Origin of the sequence: Luteimonas vadosa (assembly GCF_039543545.1) — a bacterium.
Taxonomy (GTDB): Bacteria; Pseudomonadota; Gammaproteobacteria; order Xanthomonadales; family Xanthomonadaceae; genus Luteimonas; species Luteimonas vadosa.
Genome location: NZ_BAABJY010000002.1, coordinates 326,544 through 349,960, shown reverse-complemented (window position 1 = coordinate 349,960; position 23,417 = coordinate 326,544). Strand labels below are relative to the sequence as shown.

At 67.9% G+C, this 23,417-nt stretch carries 22 protein-coding genes and 3 tRNA genes; 2 read left to right on the top strand and 23 right to left on the bottom strand.

The window, feature by feature from the left end:
- Positions 1-119 precede the first annotated feature (119 nt).
- From ABD970_RS07470 to ABD970_RS07430, 9 genes are all read right to left on the bottom strand, one after another.
- Positions 120-196 (bottom strand) — tRNA-Arg (locus ABD970_RS07470).
- Between the two features lie 58 nt (positions 197-254).
- Positions 255-347: transfer RNA gene (locus ABD970_RS07465), tRNA-Ser, on the bottom strand.
- 53 nt (positions 348-400) lie between these two features.
- The gene (csrA, locus tag ABD970_RS07460; RefSeq protein ID WP_345294878.1) at positions 401-625 is read right to left on the bottom strand and encodes a carbon storage regulator CsrA; all 225 of its coding nucleotides are present in this window, start codon (positions 623-625) and stop codon (positions 401-403) included.
- 147 nt (positions 626-772) lie between these two features.
- The gene (gene alaS, locus ABD970_RS07455; RefSeq protein WP_345294877.1) at positions 773-3,433 is read right to left on the bottom strand and encodes an alanine--tRNA ligase; all 2,661 of its coding nucleotides are present in this window, start codon (positions 3,431-3,433) and stop codon (positions 773-775) included.
- A 131-nt stretch (positions 3,434-3,564) separates the two neighbouring features.
- Positions 3,565-4,062, bottom strand: a complete 498-nt coding sequence (locus tag ABD970_RS07450; RefSeq protein ID WP_345295673.1) for a regulatory protein RecX — start codon at positions 4,060-4,062, stop codon at positions 3,565-3,567.
- A gap of 50 nt (positions 4,063-4,112) precedes the next feature.
- A complete protein-coding gene (gene recA, locus ABD970_RS07445; RefSeq protein ID WP_345294876.1) occupies positions 4,113-5,174 on the bottom strand; it encodes a recombinase RecA in 1,062 nt (353 codons plus the stop codon).
- 208 nt (positions 5,175-5,382) lie between these two features.
- On the bottom strand, positions 5,383-6,033 hold the full coding sequence (gene lexA, locus ABD970_RS07440; protein WP_345294875.1) for a transcriptional repressor LexA: 651 nt from the start codon (positions 6,031-6,033) through the stop codon (positions 5,383-5,385).
- A 44-nt stretch (positions 6,034-6,077) separates the two neighbouring features.
- Entirely contained in the window at positions 6,078-6,602 is a 525-nt protein-coding gene (locus ABD970_RS07435; RefSeq protein ID WP_345294874.1) for a CinA family protein, read from the bottom strand.
- 134 nt (positions 6,603-6,736) lie between these two features.
- Positions 6,737-9,289, bottom strand: coding sequence for a TonB-dependent receptor (locus ABD970_RS07430; RefSeq protein WP_345294873.1), 2,553 nt, complete (start codon positions 9,287-9,289; stop codon positions 6,737-6,739).
- A gap of 353 nt (positions 9,290-9,642) precedes the next feature.
- Between ABD970_RS07430 and mutS the strand changes: the two genes are divergently transcribed.
- Entirely contained in the window at positions 9,643-12,240 is a 2,598-nt protein-coding gene (gene mutS / locus ABD970_RS07425; RefSeq protein ID WP_345294872.1) for a DNA mismatch repair protein MutS, read from the top strand.
- On the opposite strand, the gene ABD970_RS07420 is transcribed toward mutS, so the two are convergent.
- From ABD970_RS07420 to ffh, 8 genes are all read right to left on the bottom strand, one after another.
- Positions 12,237-12,914, bottom strand: coding sequence for a hypothetical protein (locus ABD970_RS07420; protein ID WP_345294871.1), 678 nt, complete (start codon positions 12,912-12,914; stop codon positions 12,237-12,239). The two genes, mutS and ABD970_RS07420, sit on opposite strands and share 4 nt — an antisense overlap.
- 117 nt (positions 12,915-13,031) lie before the next feature.
- Complete coding sequence (locus ABD970_RS07415) at positions 13,032-13,439, bottom strand: RNA-binding S4 domain-containing protein (RefSeq protein WP_345294870.1); 408 nt, start codon at positions 13,437-13,439, stop codon at positions 13,032-13,034.
- A 126-nt stretch (positions 13,440-13,565) separates the two neighbouring features.
- Positions 13,566-13,994, bottom strand: a complete 429-nt coding sequence (gene rplS, locus ABD970_RS07410; RefSeq protein ID WP_345294869.1) for a 50S ribosomal protein L19 — start codon at positions 13,992-13,994, stop codon at positions 13,566-13,568.
- A gap of 134 nt (positions 13,995-14,128) precedes the next feature.
- The gene (gene trmD, locus ABD970_RS07405) at positions 14,129-14,881 is read right to left on the bottom strand and encodes a tRNA (guanosine(37)-N1)-methyltransferase TrmD (protein ID WP_345294868.1); all 753 of its coding nucleotides are present in this window, start codon (positions 14,879-14,881) and stop codon (positions 14,129-14,131) included.
- Entirely contained in the window at positions 14,881-15,408 is a 528-nt protein-coding gene (rimM, locus tag ABD970_RS07400) for a ribosome maturation factor RimM (protein WP_345294867.1), read from the bottom strand. The genes trmD and rimM overlap by 1 nt, the downstream gene beginning before the upstream one ends.
- Positions 15,409-15,444: 36 nt before the next feature.
- Positions 15,445-15,732, bottom strand: coding sequence for a 30S ribosomal protein S16 (gene rpsP, locus ABD970_RS07395; RefSeq protein ID WP_345294866.1), 288 nt, complete (start codon positions 15,730-15,732; stop codon positions 15,445-15,447).
- A 50-nt stretch (positions 15,733-15,782) separates the two neighbouring features.
- The gene (locus tag ABD970_RS07390; protein WP_345294865.1) at positions 15,783-16,610 is read right to left on the bottom strand and encodes an aminotransferase class IV family protein; all 828 of its coding nucleotides are present in this window, start codon (positions 16,608-16,610) and stop codon (positions 15,783-15,785) included.
- 34 nt (positions 16,611-16,644) lie between these two features.
- Positions 16,645-18,012 (bottom strand): signal recognition particle protein, encoded by a 1,368-nt coding sequence (gene ffh / locus ABD970_RS07385; protein WP_345294864.1) that lies wholly within the window; start codon positions 18,010-18,012, stop codon positions 16,645-16,647.
- 130 nt (positions 18,013-18,142) lie between these two features.
- Between ffh and ABD970_RS07380 the strand changes: the two genes are divergently transcribed.
- Complete coding sequence (locus ABD970_RS07380; protein WP_345294863.1) at positions 18,143-18,931, top strand: cytochrome C assembly family protein; 789 nt, start codon at positions 18,143-18,145, stop codon at positions 18,929-18,931.
- A gap of 77 nt (positions 18,932-19,008) precedes the next feature.
- Here ABD970_RS07380 and radA read toward each other — a convergent pair whose 3' ends face one another.
- The 6 genes from radA to lspA form a co-directional block, all read right to left on the bottom strand.
- Positions 19,009-20,400: a DNA repair protein RadA gene (gene radA, locus ABD970_RS07375; protein ID WP_345294862.1), complete on the bottom strand. Its 1,392-nt coding sequence runs from the start codon at positions 20,398-20,400 to the stop codon at positions 19,009-19,011.
- 78 nt (positions 20,401-20,478) lie between these two features.
- Positions 20,479-20,772, bottom strand: a complete 294-nt coding sequence (locus tag ABD970_RS07370) for a hypothetical protein (protein ID WP_345294861.1) — start codon at positions 20,770-20,772, stop codon at positions 20,479-20,481.
- Between the two features lie 31 nt (positions 20,773-20,803).
- A tRNA-Thr gene (locus ABD970_RS07365) sits at positions 20,804-20,879 on the bottom strand.
- A gap of 115 nt (positions 20,880-20,994) precedes the next feature.
- Positions 20,995-21,810, bottom strand: a complete 816-nt coding sequence (locus tag ABD970_RS07360) for an FkbM family methyltransferase (protein WP_345294860.1) — start codon at positions 21,808-21,810, stop codon at positions 20,995-20,997.
- A gap of 42 nt (positions 21,811-21,852) precedes the next feature.
- The gene (ispH, locus tag ABD970_RS07355) at positions 21,853-22,803 is read right to left on the bottom strand and encodes a 4-hydroxy-3-methylbut-2-enyl diphosphate reductase (RefSeq protein ID WP_345294859.1); all 951 of its coding nucleotides are present in this window, start codon (positions 22,801-22,803) and stop codon (positions 21,853-21,855) included.
- A 10-nt stretch (positions 22,804-22,813) separates the two neighbouring features.
- Positions 22,814-23,353 (bottom strand): signal peptidase II, encoded by a 540-nt coding sequence (gene lspA / locus ABD970_RS07350; RefSeq protein WP_345295672.1) that lies wholly within the window; start codon positions 23,351-23,353, stop codon positions 22,814-22,816.
- Positions 23,354-23,417 lie beyond the last annotated feature (64 nt).

Below are 23,417 nucleotides of genomic sequence, written 5' to 3'. Positions count from 1 at the left end.
CGGGCCAAGTCCACCCGCATCGCCACCTAGTCATGCCACGCATCCGCGGCGCCACGTCTCGGAGGCAAAAAAAACCAGCTCCTGGAGCTGGATTCGAATTTGCATGCAAGGATTTGGAGTGGCGCGCCCGGAGAGATTCGAACTCCCGACCCCCAAGTTCGTAGCCTGGTGCTCTATCCAACTGAGCTACGGGCGCGCAGAAGCGGAATTGTGCCCAATCGGCACGGATTCCGTCAAACGATTCCAGCAGGAACTGGCGGAGAGTGAGGGATTCGAACCCTCGATAGAGCTATAAACCCTATACTCCCTTAGCAGGGGAGCCCCTTCAGCCACTCGGGCAACTCTCCGTGGACCTCCGCCGCGGCGGCGACTGCCGCAAGCGGACGCGAAGGATAACGGCTCACTTGGCTTGCGGCAAACCTGCTTCCGGCTCATCGGCGACCTCAGGGGCCTCAACCCCCTCGCCCCGATGGATGCGCTGGTAGATTTCCTCGCGATGGACGGCCACGTCCTTGGGAGCGGTGATGCCCACGCGGACCTGGTTGCCCTTGACGCCCAGCACGGTCACGGTGACCGAATCGCCGATCATGAGGGTTTCTCCAACCCGCCTGGTCAAGATCAACATGTCACGCTCCCCGTGGATCGGCTATTCGATGGGTCGTCGGCAAGTATGTGCGATCCCGCACCAGACCGCCGCCGCCGTCTTCACAAACATGAAACATCATACTGTTCCTTGCAACTGCCCCGCTAGGCCCTGAAGTCACGTCCAAGGTCACTGGAGCGAGGTGCGGACCCACTCGGGCACGGCCGCCAACGCCGCCACCAGGGCGGGGCCGTCGTCGCCCCCGCCCTGCGCCATGTCGGCCCGGCCACCGCCCTTCCCTCCGATCTGACCGGCCACGTGCGACATCAGTTCCCCCGCCTTCAAGTGGGAAGCTGCGTGACCGCTCACCCCTGCGACCAGGGATGCCTTGCCGTCGCTGACACCGGCCAGGACCACGACGGCATCGCCGAGCTGTTGCTTCAGGCGGTCGACCGCCTCCCGGAGCGCCTTGGCATCGAATCCTTCCAGCCGCTTGGCGAGGACCTTGAAGCCCCCGACATCGACGGCCTCGCTTCCCAGGTCAGCCGTCGCGCCGCTCGCGGCCCGGGCCTTGAGCCCCTCCAGCTCCCGCTCGAGCATCTTCTGGCGTTGCAGGAGGAGTCGCACCTTCTCACCCGCCTCCGCAGGCGTCGCGCCGAGGAGCTGCAGGAGCTCCCCGAACTCATGCTCCCGGCGGGCGACATGATCGAGTGCACCTTGGCCGGTCAGCGCTTCGATTCGGCGAACCCCGGCCGATACGCCGGACTCGGACACGATCTTGAACAGTCCGATGTCGCCGGTGCGTTCGACGTGCGTCCCGCCACAAAGCTCGATCGATGACTCGCCCATGCGCATGACCCTGACCCGTTCGCCGTACTTCTCTCCGAACAACGCCATCGCCCCGGAATCCAGGGCCTCCTGCATGTCCATGAGCTGGACCTCCGCGGCGTGGTTGGCGCGGATCTGCTCGTTCACCCGCCCTTCGATCCGTTCGAGTTCCTCGGCCGTCAGCGGCTGGAAGTGCGAAAAGTCGAAACGCAGCCGGGCCGGCGCCACCAGGGAGCCCTTCTGCGCGACATGGGTGCCCAGCACTTCGCGCAGGGCCGCGTGCAGCAGGTGGGTGGCGCTGTGGTTGCGGATGGTCGAGGCACGCCGAACGGCATCGACCGCGCCCATGAGATGGTCGCCCTTGCGCAGGGTGCCGGCCTGCAGCCGGCCCACATGGCCATGGAACTGGCCGGCGTACTTCTGGGTATCTTCGACCTTGAACCGGACATCCTGCTCCGCCAGCTCGCCGCTGTCGCCGACCTGCCCTCCCGATTCGGCATAGAAGGGGGTCTTGTCGAGCAGGACCACGCCCTCCTGGCCGGCGACGAGCTCATCGACGGGCCTGCCGTCCTGCAGCAACGCCACGACTTCCAGGCCGCCGGCTTGCAGGTCCTCGTAGCCGAGGAACTCGGTGGGTTGCAGCTTCGCCACCAGGTCGGCCGGGAGCACGGGGCCGGCGGAGAACTTGCCCGCGGCACGAGCGGTCTCTCGCTGGCGCGCCATTGCCGCGTCGAACCCCGCGGTATCGACTTCAAGGCCGCGCTCCCGCGCGATGTCGGCGGTCAGGTCGAGGGGGAAGCCATAGGTGTCGTAGAGACGGAACGCGTCCTCGCCCGGGATCACCCCGTCGCTGCGCGCGGCGACTTCGTCGAAGATGCGCATGCCCGAATCCAGGGTTTCCGCGAAGCGCTCCTCCTCGGCCTTCAACGCACGCTCGACGAGCGCTCGCTGCTGTCCGAGCTCGGGGTAGGCCTCGCCCATCAGGGCGTCCAACGTGGCGACCAGGCGGTGGAAGAACGGTTCGCGCACGCCCAGCATCCAGCCATGGCGCAAGGCGCGTCGGATGATCCGGCGCAGCACGTAGCCCCGGCCCTCGTTGGACGGCAGCACGCCGTCCACGATCAGGAAGCTGCAGGCGCGAATATGGTCGGCGATCACCCGCAGGGACTTGTGCTCCAGGTCGGTCGTCCCGGTCAATTCCGCGGCCTTGGCGATCAGGGCCTGGAACAGGTCGATTTCGTAGTTGCTGTGCGCGTGCTGCAGCACGGCGGCCAGCCGCTCCAATCCCATCCCGGTGTCGACGCAGGGTGCGGGCAGCGGTTGCAGACTGCCATCGGGCTGGCGGTCGAACTGCATGAAGACCAGGTTCCAGATCTCGATGAAGCGGTCACCGTCTTCTTCCGGCGACCCCGGCGGGCCGCCAGGAATGTCGGCGCCATGGTCGTAAAAGATCTCTGTACAGGGGCCGCAGGGGCCGGTGTCCGCCATCTGCCAGAAGTTGTCGGAGGCATACGGAGCGCCCTTGTTGTCGCCGATACGGATGATCCGCTCCGGCGGCAGGCCGATGGTGTCGTGCCACAGGTCGTAGGCTTCGTCGTCGTCGTGGTACACGGTCACCAGCAGGCGCTCGGCCGGCAATTTCCAGACTTCCGTCAGGAGCTCCCACGCCCAGGCGATCGCTTCCTTCTTGAAGTAGTCGCCAAACGACCAGTTGCCGAGCATCTCGAAGAACGTGTGGTGCCGTGCCGTGTATCCGACCGAATCAAGGTCGTTGTGCTTCCCTCCTGCCCGCAGGCAGCGCTGGACGTCGGCCGCGCGCACGTAGCTGCGCTTCTCCGCACCCAGGAAGACGTCCTTGAACTGCACCATCCCCGAGTTGGTGAAGAGCAGCGTCGGATCGTTGCCGGGCACCAAAGGCGCTGACGGAACGATGCTATGGCCCTTGTCCCGGAAGAAAGCGAGGAAATCCCGACGGATGTCGGAAGTCGTGGGCGTGGTATTCGAACGGCTGGGCGTGGGCATGCTGGCTGGGAGATGGCAGGCGGCGGGTGCCGCCACGGTCATCGCAGGATGCGGACGCGGAACCGAGCAGGCAACCCAATTGCCTAGGTTAGCAGGCCTCGTGGAACACGGGACACGGGCGGCCCCGGAGATCAGCCTTCATCCATGTCCATGCCGCAGGCTGCCCTGACCGTCGCGGCATCGAAACCCCGCCGCGCCAGGTAGCCCGCGGCCTTGCGTTGAATAGCCGGATCGCGAAGTGCATGCCCGTACCGGGAAGCCAGGAGCGACTTCGCATTGGCCTCCCAGTCGGCCTCGCCTGATTGCGCCAGCGCCGCAAATGCCGCGTCCACCAGCGGTGGATCGACCGCATGCGTCCGCAATTCCGCACGGATGCGCAAGGGTCCGTAGCCGCTCGCCGCCCGCCAATGGGCGAGGTTGGTGGCGAACCGCGCGTCGTCCTGCCACCCTTCCCGGCCCAGGACGTCGATCGCCTCCGCTGCCTCCGTGGGCTCCACCCCACTGCCCGCCAGCTTGCGAGCGAGTTCCTTTCGGGAGTGCTCGCGCCGCGTCAGCAGACCCAGGGCGCGCTGCCGGGCCGATAGCTCGGGGTGCCGGCGTTTGCGCGGAGCCGACGCGGCGCTCGACATCGGGTTGGCAGTCTTCTCCATCGGGAGTCGCCGGACGCTACGACCCGGACTCAGGCGTCCTCAGGCGCCTTCTTTCCCGCGGCCTGCTTGTCCGCCTCCCCGGCAGCCGGCGCGGCCGGCAAGGGAGCGAGCAACTCGCGCAGGCGCGCCTCCAGCTTGGCCGCGATCTCCGGATTCTCCTTGAGGTACTGGCGGGCGTTTTCCTTGCCCTGCCCGATGCGCTCGTCGTCGTAGCTGTACCAGGCACCGGCTTTCTCGACCAGCTTGGCGTCCACGCCCATGTCGATCAACTCACCTTCTCGGCTGATGCCCTGTCCGTAGAGGATCTCGGTGATGATCTGCTTGAACGGCGGCGCCATCTTGTTCTTGACGACCTTGATCCGGGTCTGGTTGCCGATGATCTCGTCGCCTTTCTTGATCGCGCCGATCCGGCGGATGTCGAGGCGCACCGAGGCGTAGAACTTCAGCGCGTTGCCACCGGTGGTGGTTTCCGGGCTTTGCCCTGGCATCATGATGCCGATCTTGTGCCGCAGCTGGTTGATGAAGATCACCATGCAATTGCTGCGCTTGATGTTGCCGGTGAGCTTCCGCAGGGCCTGGCTCATCAGGCGCGCCTGCAGTCCCGGGAGCTGGTCGCCCATCTCGCCGGAAATCTCCGCCCGCGGGGTCAAGGCGGCGACCGAATCGACCACGACCATGTCCACCGCGTTGGAGCGCACCAGCATGTCGGCGATCTCCAGCGCCTGCTCGCCATTGTCGGGCTGGGACACCAGCAAGTCGTCGACGTTGACGCCGAGCTTCTGCGCGTAGGTCGGGTCGAGCGCATGCTCGGCGTCGATGAAGGCCGCGGTACCGCCCATCTTCTGGCACTCGGCGATCGTCTGCAGGGTCAGCGTGGTCTTGCCCGAAGACTCGGGGCCGTAGACCTCGACGACCCGGCCGCGCGGCAGGCCGCCGATGCCCAGCCCGATGTCCAGCAGCAGCGAGCCGGTGGGAATCACCGGGATGACCTCGGCGACGCGATCGCCCATCCGCATCACCGAACCCTTGCCGTACTGCTTCTCGATCTGGCTCAACGCGGCCGACAGCGCGCGCTTCTTGTTCTCGTCCATCGTGGTCATCCTTATCGGTCTGGAGTGGTGTTGGGTGCATCCTTGCAGGCACCGGTCGCATGGGTTGCGACTGCGTTGCGCATGGACGACTTTGCAGGTGCCACGGCACCCGGTCTGCGGGGCGAAACCCCCTTCGCATGTCGGGAAATGCCGCGCGCGCCACCGAGCGGACGCGGTCCGCTCCCGTGCCGGCGCGCGGTGGACCGGATCATCGGTTGGGCCTCACCAAGCCGCAGTAAAGGCCTTCGATGGCAAAATCCTGGTCGGGTAGCACGTCGATGGGCTGGTAATCGGGATTCCGGGGCATCAGCCGGATCCGGTCCTTGCCCAGCCTCAGCAACTTCACGGTGATCTCGTCGTCCACGCGTGCCACCACGATCTGTCCGTTGAGGGCATCACGGGTCCTGTGCACGCCGATGAGGTCGCCATCGAAGATGCCTTCGTCGCGCATGGAGTCGCCCTTGACCCGGAGGAGGTAATCCGGGGCCGGGGAGAAGAACGCGCGATCCATCAGCACGACCTGGTCGGGACCGCCTTCATCGACGGCGGCACCGATGGGCAAGCCCGCGGCGACCTGCCCCAGCACGGGGAGTTGCAGGACGTCGCCATCGGGGCGATCCAGGCCCAGTTCCTGCTGGGGCCGTGCAGGCGGATGCAGGAGCCGGATCCCGCGGGCGCGGCCCGGAATGCGTTCGATGGCACCCTGGGCCTCCAGTGCTTCCAGGTGGTACTGCGCGGCGCGTACGCCCTTGAAGCCGAAGGCGCGGGCGATCTCGGCCTGTGACGGCGGCATGCCGTCCCCATCGATGCGCTCGGCGATGTATCCGAGGATTGCCTGCTGGGTGTCCGTGATCTCCATAGTTAGTAGTATTACTACTAACAAACGCCGTCGTCAACCGACGGCTAGGAATCCGGATGGCATGCAGCCGGGGTGGACAGCAACGCCCCGAGGCCCTGCAAGGCCCTCGCCACGGTCTGCCGGCGGACCGCCTCGCGATCGCCATTGAAATGGAACAAGTCCGCCTCAGGGTATCCGCCGCGTCGCTTCCAGGCGATCCACACGGTTCCGACAGGCTTGTCGTCCGTTCCACCACCGGGCCCGGCGATCCCGGTGACCGCGACCGCAACGCCTGCGCCCGAGTTGACCAGTGCCCCGGACACCATTTCGAGCACGGTTTCCCGACTGACGGCACCATGCTCTTCCAGCGTCTGCGGCCGGACGCCAAGCAAGGCCTGCTTCGCCTCGTAGCTGTAGGCAGCCATGCCGCAATCGAACCAGGCGGACGAGCCGTCGATGTCGGTGACCGTCTTGGCGATCCAGCCCCCCGTGCAGCTCTCGGCGGTGACCAGGGTCTGGTGGCAGGCGAGCAAGCTGTCGCCGGTCGCGCGGGCGATCTCCCGGAGGTCGCTGTCGGTGGGCACTAGCATGGTCGGAGGGTTTCCGGATTCGTGCGGCATGCCAACGCTATAGCAGTGGGGGCCGGGCGTGAAGCCGTGGCCGCGTCACGCACAAAGCAACGGCCCGCATGCGGGCCGTTGCAACAACACGTCTGATCCGGGGATCAGAAGTAATTGAAACGGAACGTCACCCCGTACGTCGCGGGCGCGCCCAGGAACGCGTTGTAGGAGTTGAAGGGATTGCCTGGCAGCGGCGAGACGTTCTGCAGCGGCGCGTCGAACGCCACCTGCTGGTACTCCTCGTCGAAGATGTTCAGGCCCCACAGTTCGACCATCCACCGCTTGTTGCGCGCGCCGAGGCCAAGCCTGGCGTTGACCACCGTGTAGGCGTCCTGCGCCTTCTCCACGTCCAGGTCCGACCCGGTATTGAACTCGGACATGTACTTGGCGCCGACGTTGAAGCGCCCGACCATGCTGTCGCCCACGCCCCATTCGTAGGTCACCGAGGCGGTGGCCGACCACTCAGGGGCGAAGCTCACCTGGCTGCCGGGAAGCTTGTACAAGGCGCCAGTGGGGAACACGAAGTCGCCGCCCGGAATGTTGTCGCCGTAGCGGGTGTCGGCGTACATCAGACCGCCCTGCAGCATCAAGCCCTTGACCGCGGCCGGCTGCCACAGGATCTCGGTGTCGATGCCCTTGGAGACCACTTCCGGGATCGAACGCACCACGAAACTGGTGCCGAGGAAGCTGTTGAGCTGGAAGCCGTCGTAGGTCTGATGGAACGCGGTGGCGTTGAGCAACAGGTTGCCGTCGGCCCAAGTGGTCTTGACGCCAAGCTCGTAGCTATCGACGAACTCGCCCGGGAACGAGGTATCCGCCACCGGGACGATGCCCTGGCCCGCGCTCGACAGGCCAGTGGCCGATTGCACTCGGTCGAGGTTGAAACCACCGGCCTTGTAGCCGCGCGCGGCGGAGACGTAGGTCATGACGGCCTCGTTCCAGCGGTACGCGGCCTTCAGCGTGCCGGACCATTCCTTTTCCTCGCGCTCCTGCTGGGTGATGCGGCCGTTGTGCAGCACGTTGGCCCACGGCAGGCAGCCGAAGCCGATGACCTGCGGGATCACCGCCGGCAGCGCCGTCGCAGGGACGCCGCGGGTCAGCAAGGCATTGGCGATGCGCGCCTGCCCGCTGGGACCGAGCAGCGCCGCGCAACCCGGGCTGCCATTGGGGTTGGTGTAGACCGATGTCAGCTCCTTGTCCTCACGGGTGTAGCGCAGGCCCAGGGTCAGATCGAGCGCGTCGGTCGCGTGCCAGGTGTTGTTGGTGAAGAACGCCAGGCTCTTGGCGTTTTGCCGGTGGCTGTCCTGGGCCGCATAGCCGGCGAACACGGTGCCGGGGGCGCGGCCGGTGGCGTCGGCATACAGGGTGGCGGCGTTGGGCCGCTGGCCCAGCGCCGGGTTGACCAGGGACATGATCGCGATCGAGAGGTAGGGCTCGTAGGCGTTGCCTATCCGGTATGACTCCTTGCGGTCGAGGTCCTCGTCGGAATAGAACAGGCCGAACAACCAGTCGATGCTCTCGGTCGCGCCAGACAGGCGATATTCAGAGGTTACGGTCTTGAAGCCGGTGAACGCCTCATCGGCGCTGGGCGGACGATAAAGCAGGTCGGCGCTGGAATAGTCGAAGTCCAGGCCATTGATGGTCTGCCAGTCGCGCCAGGCGGTGATCGAGGTCAGCGTGGAGCCGCCGAACCAGTCGTTGTCCCAGTTGCTCTCGACCGAAATGCCCTTGTCCTTGATGTCCTGTTCGGTGCTGCGGTTGCTGTAGGCCAGGCGGCGGAACGGATCGGCCACGGGGATGACGCCTTCATCAGGCGACAGCGCATCGATGATCGGCGCCGTGCCGCCGCGTACCGTGGTCACGGCCGAGCAACAGTTTTCCTCGCGGCTGGTGTAGTCGGCGATGACGTTGATGTCCCAGGTGTCGCTGGGTTCGATCAGCAACTGGCCGCGGAACGAGTGGAAATTCTGGTTCCCGTCCTCCGTTTCGCGCAGCGGATTGCCGCCGGTGCGAACGTCGAGGAAGCCGTCGCGCTCGCGCTTGGCGGCGTAGACGCGGAAAGCCACGTTGTCGCTGAAGGAGTCGTTGTAAGCGCCGGCGATGCCAAAGGCGCCGTAGTTACCGACGGTGATTTCACCCTCGAGGCTCTGGCTGTAGCCGGGACGACGGGTGATGACGTTGACCACGCCGGCGGAGGTGTTCTTGCCGAACAGCGTGCCCTGCGGCCCCTTGAGCACTTCGATGCGCTCGATCTCGCCGAGGTCGCCGAAGCCGACGCCGTTGCGGGGACGGTAGACGCCGTCGATCACGACGCCGACCGAGGACTCCAGGCCCGCGTTGTCGCCGACGGTGCCGATGCCCCGGATGCGCGCGGTGGTCAGGGCCTCGCTCTGGGTGCTGGTCACGGTCAGGCCCGGCACCAGCACTTGCAAGTCCTTGACGTCCCGCACACCGGTGTCTTGCAGGACCTGCTCGGACAGCGATGTCACCGAGATCGGCACGTCCTGCATGAGTTCTTCGCGCTTCTGCGCGGTGACGATCATCTTCGAGAGCGTCACCGGCTCGTCACTGTCGTCCGCGGCGGGCGCCGCCTGCTCCTGGGCCGTTGCGGGCACGGAGATGGAGACCAGCGCGGTGAACACTGCGGTGGCGAGCAAATTGCGTTGTGGATGACCCTTGACCATGACGTCCCCTACCAATGGTTGGAAATTTCGAATGATGTGTGCCGCTACCGCGGCCGCGCCTGCAGATCCGGCCCATGCGAATGACACGAATCGCACGAGGTCGCTTTCAACTCCGAAGAACCCCTCCGTAACGACAAACTCCCTGCTCGACGTGCCCGAGTCCCGTGGGACTGGGCTGGCGCACCGCCTGCCGCCTCAACGGAACGTTAACATACTTCCAAACGGCGGCGTACGTCCCTTTCGGAACGCTTGGCCGCGGCTCCGGCCCGGAGCCTGAATGATCCTTTCGGGCACACTACCGCCCCGCCTCCCCGCGCCGCGAGCCGATGTCCACCGAGCCCCAGCACACCCCCCTGATGCAGCAGTTCCTGGCCGCCAAGGCCGAGCATCCGGACATCCTGCTGTTCTTCCGCATGGGCGATTTCTACGAGTTGTTCTACGACGACGCGCGCAAGGCCGCCCGGTTGCTGGACATCTCCCTGACCCAGCGCGGCAGCTCGGCCGGCCAGCCGATCCCGATGGCCGGCGTGCCGCACCACGCCGCCGAGGGCTACCTGGCGCGGCTGGTGGCGCTGGGGGAGTCGGTGGCGATCTGCGAACAGGTGGGGGACCCGGCCGCCAGCAAGGGGCTGGTCGAACGCAAGGTGGTGCGCATCGTCACCCCCGGCACGGTGACCGACGAAGCCCTGCTCGACGAACGCCGGGACACCCTGCTCCTGGCGGTGGCGCGCGGCCGGAGCGGCTTCGGGCTGGCGTGGGCGGACCTGGCCGGCGGGCGGTTCATGGTCAACGAAGTCGACGGCGGCGACGCCCTGGAGGCCGAACTGTCCCGGCTCGAACCGGCGGAGATCCTGCTGCCGGACGAGGAAGGCTGGCCGGCGTTCCTCTGCGCACGCAGCGGACTTCGGCGGCGCGCGCCCTGGCTCTTCGATGCCGACAGCGGCCGGCGGAAGCTCGAGCAGTTCTTCGGGGTCCACGACCTGGCCGGCTTCGGGCTCGACCAGCGGCCCATGGCGGTCGCGGCCGCGAGCGCGTTGCTCGGGTACGTGGAGGAAACCCAGAAACAACGCCTGCCCCACCTGACCTCGATCGCGGTGGAGTCGGGCGATGCCGCGATCGCGATGAACGCGGCCACACGCCGCCATCTCGAACTCGACACCCGCGTGGACGGCGAACAGAAGCACACCTTGCTCGGCGTGCTCGATTCGACGATCACCCCCATGGGTGGCCGCCTGCTCCGGCGGTGGCTGCACCGGCCCCTGCGCGACCGCGACGTGCTCGCGCGCCGGCACCATGCCGTGGCCACCCTGGTCGAGTCGGGCGCCGAAGGCACCCTGCGCGAAACCTTCCGTGGCCTGGGCGACCTGGAACGCATCCTGTCGCGCATCGCCCTGCGCTCGGCGCGCCCGCGCGACCTCGCGACCCTGCGCGACGGGCTCCGCATGTTGCCGGAGCTGCGCGGGTTGCTCGCCGCGCTGGATTCGCCGCGCCTGCAAATGCTGGTGACCGAGGCCGGCGACCACGATGCCCTGGCCGCGTTGCTTGGCGCTGCGTTGGTCGAACAGCCCCCCGTCCTGGCGCGCGACGGCGGCGTCTTCGCCGAAGGCCACGACGCCGGACTCGACGAACTGCGCCACCTGTCGAGCAACGCCGACCAGTTCCTGGTCGACCTGGAGCAGCGCGAGCGCGACACCACCGGCATCGCCAACCTCAAGGTGGGCTACAACCGGGTGCACGGCTACTACCTGGAGATCAGCAAGGCGCAGGTGGGCAAGGCGCCCACCCACTACACCCGCCGCCAGACGTTGGCCAACGCGGAGCGCTACATCACCGAGGAACTCAAGGCATTCGAGGACAAGGTGCTGTCGGCGCGCGAGCGCGCCCTGGCGCGGGAACGCCAGCTCTACGAGGCGCTGCTCGACACGCTGAACCAGCATCTGGACCCCTTGAAGCGCTGCGCGGCGGCGCTGAGCGAACTCGACGTGCTGGCCTGCTTCGCGGAGCGGGCGCAGGCGCTGGACTGGTCCCGGCCGCGCCTGGTCGCGAGGCCGGGCATCCACATCGAGCGTGGCCGCCACCCGGTCGTGGAGGCGGTGCGCAGCGAACCCTTCACGCCCAACGACCTCGTGCTCGACAGCGACGCGGGCGATGCCGGCACGCGGATGCTGGTGATCACCGGTCCCAACATGGGTGGCAAGAGCACTTACATGCGCCAGAACGCGCTGATCGTGCTGCTGGCCCACATCGGCAGCTTCGTGCCGGCGGCAGTGGCGGACATCGGCCCGGTGGACCGCATCCTGACCCGCATCGGCGCCGGCGACGACCTGGCCCGCGGCCACTCGACCTTCATGGTGGAGATGAGCGAGACCAGCTACATCCTGCACCACGCCACGGAGCATTCGCTGGTCCTGATGGACGAAATCGGTCGCGGCACCTCGACCTACGACGGCCTCGCACTGGCCGAAGCCTGCGCACGCCACCTGGCCACCGTGAACCGCTGCCACACCCTGTTCGCGACCCACTATTTCGAACTGACCACGCTGGCGGCGACGGGCAACGGGATCCGCAACGTGCACCTGGATGCGGTCGAACACCGCGGCCGGGACGGCACCGAGACGCTGGTGTTCATGCATGCGGTCAAGGAGGGCCCGGCCGACCGCAGCTTCGGCCTGCAGGTGGCCGCCCTCGCCGGCCTGCCCAAATCCGTCGTTCGCCATGCGCGGGGTCGGCTGGCGGAACTGGAGCAGCGCCGGCACGACGGGCCGGTGCTTTCCACGGAGGCCCTGCAGGCGCCGCAACAGATCGGCCTGTTCGCCCCCTCGTCGGCGGCGACGGAGGCGCTGGCCGGCATCGACCCAGACGAGCTGAGCCCGAAGGAAGCACTGGAGGCCCTGTACCGTCTCAAGCAGCTGCTGGGCGACTAGCCGTCCGTCCCTGCGTCAGGATGCGCGGGCGGGATCGCCGCGCCGGGCTGGTCGGCGGGCAGCCGACGCCGCTGCCGGGCCGGATCGAAGGGTCCTATGTGCTCGCGACCGTCGAAACGGTAGTCCGCGTACGGCCCTTCGGCCCGCACGTAGTGCAGGAACACCTGTATCCAGTGCCTGCCTTCGAAACGCTCCCGCCAATGGGGCAGTTCCGCACCCCGGTAGGCGAGCATGTCGCCCGGTGCCAGCTGCAGCGCCAGGTCCTGGCCATCGGCCTTCACGCAGAGCGGCCACGGCGCCCGCCCGTCGCTGCCGAGCGTCAGCGACGTGCTGATCTCGCACGAGGGGCGATCCAGGTGGGCGGGCAGTTCCGCGCCGTTCTGATAGATGCGCAGGTACGAGTAGCACGGGAAGAGCGATTCCCCGGCCACCTTCTCCATCAATGGCAGTACGCGCAGCAAGAGGGCCTCCGACAGGGCATCGGCATAGCGCCCACGCGCGATCAGGGGCTGCTCGATGGCGTAGTAACCCTCGGTGCGGCTTTGCAACAGCGCGTACCCCGCGCAAAGCTCGGCCTCGGACGGGCTGAGCACGCCTCGCAGCACGCTGTAGCCGTGCGCGCGGAAGTGACGGCTGCATTGCTGGAGGACGGGATCTGTCCGGGTTTCGGTCATCGGATCGGGAACCGGGGAAGGAAGGACTGCGCGGCCGATAGCACGCCGTGACACGCGGGCTGCCTGGGGCCGCCGCGGCAGTTTAACCGGCACTGCCGGACGCAACCGCCGCGCGGATCAGCTTGCGTCGATGTCGCCCAGCGCCCTGATGAGGCGCCTTGCGCGCTTGTCCGGGCGGCCGTCGGGCGGACGGTATCCGGCCCGCGCGGCCGTCGCTTCCGCGCGCCGGGATTCCCGCGCCAGGCGGGAGGCCTCCGACTCGGAATACAGGGTGCGGGCCACCGTCGCCGGTCCACGCTTGGTGGCGAGTCCCAGCACGACGATTTCGAAGACGTCTTCCCCTCGCATGACCGTGATCGCGTCACCGAGCAGCACGCCCCGGGAGGGCTTGGCGGGCAGGCCTGCAACCGTGACCTTCCCTCCCTCCACGGCTTCCTTGGCCACGCGGCGGGTCTTGAAGAATCGCGCGGCCCAGAGCCAGAGGTCCAGGCGAACCGCTGTCGTCGTGATCGGGGCGTCGTCCATGGATGCTTCGAAGCTCGCGATGCCAGGGCCCACCATACCGAAAGGCAGGCGCGGGCCGGGTCGCAGGGGAGCACAAACGAAAATGGCCACCCGGAGGTGGCCATCGTTGCATTCGGCGAGCCGGCGTTACTCGGCTGCCGCAGCCGCCGCAGCGGCGGCTTCGGCCTTGGCTTCGGCCTTGGCCTCGGCTTGCGCGGTGAGGTCTTCCTTGATGCGGGCCTTGCGACCCTCGAGTTCACGCAGGTAGTACAGCTTGCCGGCACGAACCGCGCCGTGGCGCTTGACCTGGACCGAGTCGATGATGGCGCTGTGGGACTGGAACACGCGCTCCACGCCGTAACCATGCGAGATCTTGCGCACGGTGAACGCGGAATTGAGGCCGGCGTTCTTCTTGGCGATCACCACGCCCTCGTAGGCCTGCACGCGTTCGCGATTGCCTTCCTTGACCTTGACGTTGACGACGACGGTGTCGCCGGGGCTGAACTTGGGCAGCTTGCGCTGGACCTGCGAATTCTCGAAGTCCTGCAGCAGCGTGTTGAGGGAGGGCTTGCTCATGGTGCGGCCTGCTTGTGTCGTTATTGTCCGGGGTGGTGCCGCCGCCCGAGGCGGGCGCGGACCGGCTGGATCGCCCGCGGTCAGCTGAATCCGGGGCGAAGCCGCGCATTATAGCGGGCTTTTCCTTTGCGTGGCTAGGGCTTACCGGCCTCCGGCGAGGTGGCCGCGGCCTGCTCGAGCCACTGGCGCTCCTCCGGGCCCAGCGCCGCCTTGTCGACCAGGTCGGGGCGCCGCAGCCAGGTCCGCAAGAGCGCCTGGCGCCGGCGCCAGGCGTCGATCAGGGCATGGTTGCCTGAAAGCAGCACGTCGGGCACCGTGCCGAGCGCATGTTCCACCGGCCGGGTGTAGTGCGGGCAATCCAGCAGGCCATGCTCGAAACTGTCCTGGGCGGCGGACTCGGCATCGTTCAGCGCGCCCGGCTGCAGCCGGGCGACGGCATCGATGAGCACGGCAGCGGCCAGCTCGCCCCCCGACAGTACGTAGTCCCCGATCGACAGTTCTTCGTCGACCTCGGCCTCGACCAGTCGCTCGTCCACCCCCTCGTAGCGCCCGCACAACAGCAATAGCCGGCTGCGACCCGCCAGTTCCTTCACCTTGTCCTGGGTCAGGGGCGTGCCCTGCGGGGTCAGGTAGATCACCCTGGCCTCGGCGGCATCGGCGGCCCTTGCCGCTTCGAGCGCCGCGCGCAACGGGTCGATCAGCATCACCATCCCGGGACCGCCGCCGAACGGGCGGTCGTCGACCCGACGGTAATTGCCCTCGGCATAGTCCCGAGGGTTCCAGCCATGGACGCCGAGTAGGCCGCGTTCCTGGGCCCGCGCGACGACTCCATGGCTGGCCATCTGGGCGACGAACTCGGGGAACAGGCTGACGACATCCACTCGCATCAGAAGTCCGCCTCCCAGTCGACCGTCACCAGGCGCCGGTCGAAGTCCACCGACACGATGTAGTCCGGCTCCAGGAAGGGGATGAGCCGTTCCCGGTCGCCGCGCGCGACCAGCACGTCGTTGGCGCCGGTGGAGAAAAGATGCGAGACGACGCCGAAGTCGGCGCCCTGCGTGTTGACCACCTGCAGGCCTTCCAGGTCGACCCAGTAGTACTGGCCGGGCCCAGGCGCAGGGAGCACGTCGCGCGGCACCCAGATCTCGCTGCCGCGCAAGGCCTCGGCGGCGTCGCGGTCATCCACCCCTGCCAAGGTAGCGACCACGCCCTTGGCGGTCTCCCGCCCCCGGGCGCCGTCCACCTCGCGCTCGAGCCCCTGCGCGTCGCGCACGAGCCAGGGCTGGTAGCCGAAGATCGCCCGGGGCGGCTCGGTGAAGGACTCGACCTTGAGTTCGCCGCGCACGCCGAAGGCGCCATGGATCCTGCCGAGCAGGATCCTGCCACTGGCACGCGATGGCGCCTCGTTGCTCATTGGGGAAACCGGCGGCGCGTGCAGCGCGGCCGCGGATCAGGCAGCGCTGGCCGGCGTGGCCTCGCCTTCGCTGGCGGGCGCCTGCTTCGACGCTTCGCGGTACAGGTTGCGCACCTTGTCGGTCATCTGCGCGCCCTGCCCGACCCAATGGTCGACGCGCGCGGTGTCGAGGACGATGCGCTGCTCGGCACCGGCGGCGACGGGGTTGTAATAGCCCAGGCGCTCGATGTTGCGGCCATCGCGGGCGCTGCGCTGGTCGGTGACGATGATGTGGTAGAAGGGGCGCTTCTTGGCGCCGCCACGGGTAAGGCGGATCTTGACCATGAACGGTGTTTCCTGTGTTGCCCAGTCGCCAGGACGGCGAGGTAAGCCGACTATTGTAAGGCAGCGGCAGGCCCGAGGGAACTGCCCGTCCCGCCCTCGATACTCACCCACTCAGCCTTCGCCAAGGCCTCTTGCAGCAGCTCCAGATGCCCGGGGCGTGCCGCCCAGGCGAGGCCATCGATCCTCCCGACCGGCTGCACCCCCCGCGAATTGCAGGCGAAGGCACCCTCGAATGCCGCGATGTCGGCCAGGGCCACGGGCCGCGATGCCTGGGCCACGCCCAGTGCCTCCAGGCCTGCCTTGAGCAGGCATTCGCAGGTCCCCCGCAGCGCCGGCGCCTCTGGCCAGACCACGGCGTCCCCGTGCCAGAAGCCGATGTTCCAGAACGTCCCCTCCGAAACCCTCCCCTCGCGATCGACGAGCAATGCATCGTCGTGCCCGGCCGCGGCTGCCAGCCTGCGGCGGTGGAACAGCGGGAAGGTGCCGACATGCTTGAGGTGTGGCAGGTCGCGCTGGTACACGAACGATTTCAGACCCAGCGGGGACACGCCCGGCTCGGCGGGCGGCGCCCGGCGCACCAGCAGGTCGAGGTGGCATGTTCCTCTGGGCCGGCCGGGGTCGAGATCGGGCGATGCCACGGTCACCCGCAAGGTACAGCCGTCCTCGCCGGTGCCCTGCGATGCGTGCTGCAGGGCTTCGAGGATCCTGCGCCGCGGGAGGGCCGCCCCGAACAGTTCCATGCTCGCGTCTTCCAGGCGCTGCAGGTGCAGGTCGAGGCCACGGACCGCACCGCCTCGCACCTGCATCGTCGTGAAATGGCCGTAATTGTTCGCCAGGATCGCCGCGATCCCTTCGGCCGTAGCGTTCGCCCCGTTCAACCAGGCCAGGTTCCGGGCCGCGCCATGGCCCCCGTCAGCGGAAGGGCATGCCACCACGCCCGCCCATCATTCCGCTCAAGCCCCGCATCATGCCCTTCATGCCGCCACGGCCGAGCTTGCCCATCATCTTTTCCATCTGCTGGTACTGCTTCATCAGCTTGTTGACATCGGCTGGGCTGACGCCGGCACCGCTGGCGATGCGCTTGCGGCGCGAACCGTTGAGCAGGGTCGGATTGCGGCGCTCCTTCCTGGTCATCGAGCCGATGATCGCCATCATCCGCGGGACTTCCCTGCCGGTGACCTGGTTCTTCACCGCGTCGGGGATCTGGCCCATGCCCGGCAGCTTGTCCATCAGGCCGTGGATGCCGCCCATGCCCTGCATCTGCTCCAGCTGGTCGCGCATGTCGTCGAGGTCGAACTTGCGGCCCTTCGCGACCTTCTGCGCCAGCTTGCGCGCCTTGTCCTGGTCGACCTGCTGTTCCACCTGCTCGACCAGCGACAGCACGTCGCCCATGTCGAGGATGCGACTGGCGACCCGGTCCGGGTGGAAGACGTCGAGTCCATCGGGCTTCTCTCCGGTGCCGATGAACTTGATGGGCCGGCCGGTGATGTAGCGGACCGACAAGGCCGCACCGCCGCGCGCGTCGCCATCGGTCTTGGTCAGCACCACGCCGGTCAGCGGCAACGCCTCGGAGAACGCCTTGGCGGTGTTTGCCGCGTCCTGGCCGGTCATGGCGTCGACCACGAACAGCGTTTCGACCGGGGCGCTGGCGGCGTGCAGTGCCTTGATCTCGGCCATCATCGCCTCGTCGATGGCGAGGCGGCCGGCAGTATCGACGATCAGTACGTCGGCGAAGGACTTGCGCGCATCGGAGATCGCGGCGCGGACGATGTCCTCGGGCTTCTGGGCGGGATCGGACGCGAAGAACGCGACGTCCACCTGGTGTGCCAACGTCTTCAGCTGCTCGATCGCGGCGGGCCGATAGACGTCGGCGCTGACGACCATAACCTTCTTCTTGCGCTTTTCCTTCAGGTGCTTGGCAAGCTTGGCGACGGTGGTGGTCTTGCCCGCGCCCTGCAGGCCGGCCATTAGGATCACCGCCGGCGCCGGTACGTTGAGGTTGAGGTCGGAGGCCTGCGCGCCCATGACCGCCGTGAGTTCGTCGCGGACGATCTTGATCAGGGCCTGTCCTGGGGTCAGCGACTTCAGGACTTCCTGGCCGACGGCGCGCACCTTGATGCGTTCGATCAGCGCCTGGACCACCGGCAAGGCGACATCGGCCTCCAGCAGGGCAATGCGCACTTCCCGGGTCGCCTCGCGGATGTTCTCCTCGGTCAGGCGACCGCGGCCGCGCAGGCGTTCGACGGTACCGGACAGGCGCTGGGTCAGGGACTCGAACATGCGGTTCCACGGGCAAGGAGGGGGCGTGGATTATAGCGGCCGGCACCTCCGGCCCGGATCCGCCGGCGGCAAGCGACGCATGGGCATCGAACAGCGGTCCACCAGCCCCGGGCTATGCGACACTCCAGCGATGACAATCGTTCTCATCGCCGGCCTTTGCTACCTCGCCGCCGTCCTGCTGCTGGTGCGCGGCGTCGGCGTCGCGACGCAACGCGGGTTCCAGCCATGGCACGCGCCCGCGTTCGCCGGAACGGCCCTGCATGGCGGTTACCACGTGGTTGCCTGGCGGGCGGCGCAGGGTGCCGACCTGCACTTCTTCGCCGCGCTCTCGCTGGTGTCCCTCGGGATGGCGCTGCTCACCCTGCTCGTGGGCGCCCGCGGCAGGATGGCGCCGCTGGGCGTCGTCGTGTTTCCGTTGGCGGCGTCCGCGCTGCTCGCCTATGCCAACGCTGGCCACAGCGCGCCGGAGGACCTTGCCTGGCAGCTGCAACTGCATGCGTGGTGCGCCCTGCTGGCCTACGCGACATTGGCCATCGCCGCGCTGCTGGCGATGATGTTGTGGCTGCAGGAGCGGGCGCTGCGGCGGCGCCGGATCCACGGCTGGTTGCGCGCCCTGCCGCCACTCACCGAACTGGAATCGCTGCTGTTCCGCACCATCGCCGTCGGGTTCGCCCTGCTCACGGCGACCCTGCTGACGGGCGTGGTGTTCGTCGAGGACCTGTTCGCGCAGCACCTGGTGCACAAGACCGCGCTCAGCGTGCTTTCGTGGCTGGCGTTCGGCGGGCTGCTACTCGGGCGCTGGCGCCTGGGATGGCGCGGCGCGGTGGCGGTGCGCTGGACGCTGGTGGCGATGACGCTTCTGGTTCTGGCCTTCTTCGGCAGCAAGTTCGTGCTGGAACTGGTGCTGGGCCGCAGCTGACAGGACGTCGAAACCCTCGTACGTGCAGGCTGGATGACGCGCGAGGCGCGCTTCCTGCCCCCCAACAGAGATGTTCGTCAGCACGCCGCGTCCAGGGCATCCGCCAGCCGTTCCACGGCGACGACCTCGAGCCCCGGGAAACTTCCGTTCCGGGGCGCGTTCGCCTTGGATACGATCGCGCGCCGGAAGCCGTGGGTCGCGGCCTCCTTCAAGCGCTCTTCGCCGTTGGGCACCGGACGGATCTCGCCGCTCAGGCCGACCTCGCCGAAGGCGATGGTCTTCTCCGCGAGGGGCTGGTCGCGCAACGAGGACAGCACCGCAAGCAGGACCGGGAGGTCGGCGGCGGTTTCCTGCACTCGGATTCCGCCGACGACATTGACGAAGACATCCTGGTCGCCGACCACCACGCCGCCGTGGCGATGCAGCACCGCCAGCAGCATCGCCAATCGGTTCTGCTCCATGCCGACCGCGACACGCCGCGGATTGGACAGCGGCGACGCATCCACCAGGGCCTGCACCTCGACCAGCAGCGGACGCGTCCCTTCGCGCGTCACCATCACGCAACTCCCGGGTTGGCGCGCGCTGCCTCCGGAGAGGAAGATCGCCGAGGGGTTCGGGACTTCCTTTAGCCCCTTTTCGCCCATGGCGAACACGCCCAGCTCGTTGACCGCGCCGAACCGGTTCTTGAACGCCCGCAACACCCGGAACCGGCTGCCGCTGTCGCCCTCGAAATACAACACGGCATCGACCATGTGCTCTAGCACGCGAGGGCCCGCGATCCCGCCCTCCTTGGTGACGTGGCCGACGAGGAACACCGCGGTGCCTGTTTCCTTCGCGTAGCGGACCAGGCGCGCGGCGGACTCTCGAACCTGGCTGACCGAGCCGGGTGCGGCGGTCACCGATTCCGTCCAGAGCGTCTGCACCGAATCGGCCACCAGCAGCCTCGGCTTCAGCTCTGCGCATTGGTCCAGGATGCGCTCGACGCCGGTTTCGGCGAGCGCATTGATGCCCTCGACCGGCAGCCCCAGGCGCGCCGCGCGACCCGCCACCTGGGCAAGCGACTCCTCGCCGGTGACATAGAGGCAGGGAAAATCGGGCGCCAGCTTCGCCACCGCCTGCAGCAGCAGCGTCGACTTGCCGATCCCTGGATCGCCGCCGACCAGCACGACGGCGCCTTCCACGAGGCCGCCGCCAAGCACGCGGTCGAACTCCCCGATGCCGGTCGAGACCCGAGCGTTCTCGTCGTGAAGCACGTCCTTGAGCGCGGTGACCGCGGGAGCGTCGATCTTGCCGGCCCAGCCGCTGCGGCGCGAGGCCGGCGATCTGGCCGCGGCTGCGCTTTCGAGCACGATCCCCGACAAGGTGTCCCAGGCGCCACAGGCGCCGCATTGGCCTTGCCACTTGCCGTAATCGGCGCCGCATTCGTTGCACACGTATGCGGTTCGGCTCTTCGCCTGGGACTTCGACATCAGCGTTGCTCGCGCGAAGGTGCCCGCAAATTACCAGTGTCCCGTCGCAGCTTGCGAGACGGGGGCGATGGCAACCGCTCAGGAATACGCGGCATTCCCGCCATCGGACGCGGTGGATGCGCCGGCTCCGTCGCCGTTGCGCTTGTCCATCACCTTCTCCACCTGCGCATCGGCCGCCTGGCGGTGTTGCAGCGACTTGCACATCTCGACACCGGCAGGCGTCAGGCACGTGCCGCCCTCGACCACTTCCACCAGTCCGCTTTCCACCAGGCGTTCGTGGATCTCCGTGTCCCCGGATCGCAGCGGCATGGCTTGGTCGATCCGCTGCAGGATCTCCAGCAGGGCGAGGTCCTCGATGGGAATCTTCTCCATACGCACACCCCTTCGTGCCGATGCTGGAGGATGGTGCCGGAAATAGGAATCGAACCTACGACCTACGCATTACGAATGCGCCGCTCTACCAACTGAGCTATTCCGGCATGGGCCGCAAATGGTAGGCGCGGGGCAGCACGGGGTCAATCGACGCGTTCGGCCCGCCTGCGCCTCCCGCACGCGCCGCCCTTCCGCTCTGCCAACGATTGCGTGTCGAGCGGCTCAGGCCGCTCCACGGCGGAATCCGACGGTCGCCTGCCGCGCGCAGTCTCGGACCTCCCGCCAACTCGGTGCCGCTGGCGACACATCCCATATTTGCGGCACGAAGCCCGCCCCGGCGATCGCGTCCAGCATGGCCTCGAGCCCCGACCCGCCGGCACGGGTCATGTCCGGGGACAGTTCGACCAGCAGCGCCTCGCAACGTGCCAAAGCCCTCTCCGCACCGGCCAGGACCCAGGGCTCGTAGCCCTCCACGTCGACCTTGATGGCCGCGATCGGTGCCTCGCCCAGCCCGAGCCGAACCAGCAGCGTGTCCACCCGCTCGACCGGGACCCAGCTGCTTCCTTGTCCATGCTGCACCAGCAGGGAATGGCGCCCCCGGTTCGAAGCCTTGTACCGGTGCAGCCGCGCCAATCCGGGTTCCGCGCCGGCGGCACAGGCGACGGCTTCGATGCGCCCACCGAGGCCGTTGCGCTCGATGTTCGCCTGCAGCAGCTGCTGGTTGCCGGCGTCGGGTTCGACCGCGAGCACGCGCGAGACGCCTCCGCAGCGCGCGGCCTGCAGCGAAAACCAGCCGATATTCGCCCCCACGTCGACGAAAACCCCCGGCTCGTCGCCGCCCAGGCCCGCCAGCAGCCAGGCCGTGAGGTCCGGTTCGTAGGCGGTTCGGCGCAGGATCGTGCGTCCGACCACGTCCCTGACGTTCACCCGAAAGCGGAGTCCGGTGGCGCGGTGCAGGGCCCACGCCTGCTCGCCGAAGGGATTGAGCCGGGCCAGCAGGTAGACCAGTGAACCTTGGAGATCGAGGGGTGCGCGCATCGTCGTCAGGGGCCGGTGCATCCACCGTGGATGCCTGGGGCATCAATCCACCAGGCGGACCCGAAGCTCCTTGGGTAGCGCGAATACCATGTTCTCCGGTTCGCCAGCCAGTTCGCGCACCCCGTCCGCACCCAGCGCCTGCAGTCGGTCGAGCACGCCGCGCACCAGCACGTCCGGTGCCGAGGCCCCCGCCGTCACGCCGATGTGGCGGCGTCCCCGCAGCCACTGCGGATCGATATCCTCCGCGCCGTCGACGAGGTAGGCCTCGACGCCATCGCGCTCCGCCAGCTCGCGCAGGCGATTCGAATTCGAACTGTTCGGCGAGCCCACGACCAGGACCAGGTCGCAATGGCCGGCCAGCTGGCGAACCGCGTCCTGCCGGTTCTGCGTGGCATAGCAGATGTCATCGTTCTTCGGTCCCTGGATCGCGGGGAAGCGTTCGCGCAAGGCGTCGATCACGCCCCGGGTATCGTCGACCGACAGCGTCGTCTGCGTGGTGTAGGCGAGGTTCCCGGGCTGGTCGACGTCCAGCGCGGCCACGTCGGCGACGTCCTCGACGAGGTAGATGCGGCCGCGCCCGCGCTCGCGGTTCCATTGGCCCATCGTGCCCTCGACCTCGGGGTGGCCGGCATGGCCGATCAGCACCACGTCACGGCCGGCGCGGCAATGGCGCGCGACTTCCAGGTGCACCTTGGTCACCAATGGGCAGGTGGCGTCGAAGACCTTCAGCTCCCGGCGCGCGGCCTCGTTGCGGACCGCCTGCGAGACGCCGTGCGCGCTGAAGATCACCGTGGCGCCGTCGGGCACCTCGTCGAGTTCCTCCACGAACACGGCGCCGCGGGCCTTCAGGTCCTCGACCACGAAACGATTGTGGACGACCTCGTGCCGCACGTAGATCGGCGCGCCAAGGGTCTCCAGCGCGCGCTTGACGATCTCGATCGCACGGTCGACGCCGGCGCAGAAGCCGCGGGGGTTGGCGAGGACGATGTCCATGGCCGCTAGTCTACCCCTCGGGTCCGGGGCGTCCGCCGCCCGGTGGCGGCGCATGGCCTTCCCGGCCCTGCAACAGGCCGAACAGGACGATGCCGATGGCACCGCCGACGATCGCCGAATCGGCGATGTTGAACGCGGGCCAGTAGTAATCCCGCCAGTGCCACTGGATGAAATCGATCACGTGCCCGTGGACCAGGCGGTCGATGACGTTGCCGATCGCGCCGCCGACGACCAGGGCGAACGGCAACGCCGTGCGCCAGTCCCCGCGGGGCGTGCGGGCCAGCCACACCGTGAGCAAGGTGCAGATCCCGATGGCCAGAAGGGTGAAGAACCAGGTCTGCCAGCCGCCGGCATCGCTGAGGAAGCTGAAGGCCGCACCGGTGTTGTAGGTGCGATACCAGTTCCAGAAGCCCTCCACCACGACCACGGGCTGGTATTCCGGCAAGCTGGACAGCACCCAACGCTTGCTCAGCTGGTCGAGCACGACTACGACGGCGGACAACAGCAGCCAGGCAAGGGCGTTGCGCCCCGTTGCACGATGCGCATCCATCATCGTTCCCCCTGCCTATCGCGGGACGCCACCCCGGGCGCCAGGGCCGGCAAGGGGCGCGTGG

Bases quoted from the DNA above. Each gene is read 5' to 3' on its own strand.
- csrA (WP_345294878.1), bottom strand. From the start codon at position 625: ATGTTGATCTTGACCAGGCGGGTTGGAGAAACCCTCATGATCGGCGAT.
- alaS (WP_345294877.1), bottom strand. From the start codon at position 3,433: ATGCCCACGCCCAGCCGTTCGAATACCACGCCCACGACTTCCGACATC.
- ABD970_RS07450 (WP_345295673.1), bottom strand. From the start codon at position 4,062: ATGTCGAGCGCCGCGTCGGCTCCGCGCAAACGCCGGCACCCCGAGCTA.
- recA (WP_345294876.1), bottom strand. From the start codon at position 5,174: ATGGACGAGAACAAGAAGCGCGCGCTGTCGGCCGCGTTGAGCCAGATC.
- lexA (WP_345294875.1), bottom strand. From the start codon at position 6,033: ATGGAGATCACGGACACCCAGCAGGCAATCCTCGGATACATCGCCGAG.
- ABD970_RS07435 (WP_345294874.1), bottom strand. From the start codon at position 6,602: ATGCTAGTGCCCACCGACAGCGACCTCCGGGAGATCGCCCGCGCGACC.
- mutS (WP_345294872.1), top strand. From the start codon at position 9,643: ATGTCCACCGAGCCCCAGCACACCCCCCTGATGCAGCAGTTCCTGGCC.
- ABD970_RS07420 (WP_345294871.1), bottom strand. From the start codon at position 12,914: ATGACCGAAACCCGGACAGATCCCGTCCTCCAGCAATGCAGCCGTCAC.
- ABD970_RS07415 (WP_345294870.1), bottom strand. From the start codon at position 13,439: ATGGACGACGCCCCGATCACGACGACAGCGGTTCGCCTGGACCTCTGG.
- rplS (WP_345294869.1), bottom strand. From the start codon at position 13,994: ATGAGCAAGCCCTCCCTCAACACGCTGCTGCAGGACTTCGAGAATTCG.
- trmD (WP_345294868.1), bottom strand. From the start codon at position 14,881: ATGCGAGTGGATGTCGTCAGCCTGTTCCCCGAGTTCGTCGCCCAGATG.
- rimM (WP_345294867.1), bottom strand. From the start codon at position 15,408: ATGAGCAACGAGGCGCCATCGCGTGCCAGTGGCAGGATCCTGCTCGGC.
- rpsP (WP_345294866.1), bottom strand. From the start codon at position 15,732: ATGGTCAAGATCCGCCTTACCCGTGGCGGCGCCAAGAAGCGCCCCTTC.
- ffh (WP_345294864.1), bottom strand. From the start codon at position 18,012: ATGTTCGAGTCCCTGACCCAGCGCCTGTCCGGTACCGTCGAACGCCTG.
- ABD970_RS07380 (WP_345294863.1), top strand. From the start codon at position 18,143: ATGACAATCGTTCTCATCGCCGGCCTTTGCTACCTCGCCGCCGTCCTG.
- radA (WP_345294862.1), bottom strand. From the start codon at position 20,400: ATGTCGAAGTCCCAGGCGAAGAGCCGAACCGCATACGTGTGCAACGAA.
- ABD970_RS07370 (WP_345294861.1), bottom strand. From the start codon at position 20,772: ATGGAGAAGATTCCCATCGAGGACCTCGCCCTGCTGGAGATCCTGCAG.
- ABD970_RS07360 (WP_345294860.1), bottom strand. From the start codon at position 21,810: ATGCGCGCACCCCTCGATCTCCAAGGTTCACTGGTCTACCTGCTGGCC.
- ispH (WP_345294859.1), bottom strand. From the start codon at position 22,803: ATGGACATCGTCCTCGCCAACCCCCGCGGCTTCTGCGCCGGCGTCGAC.
- lspA (WP_345295672.1), bottom strand. From the start codon at position 23,353: ATGGATGCGCATCGTGCAACGGGGCGCAACGCCCTTGCCTGGCTGCTG.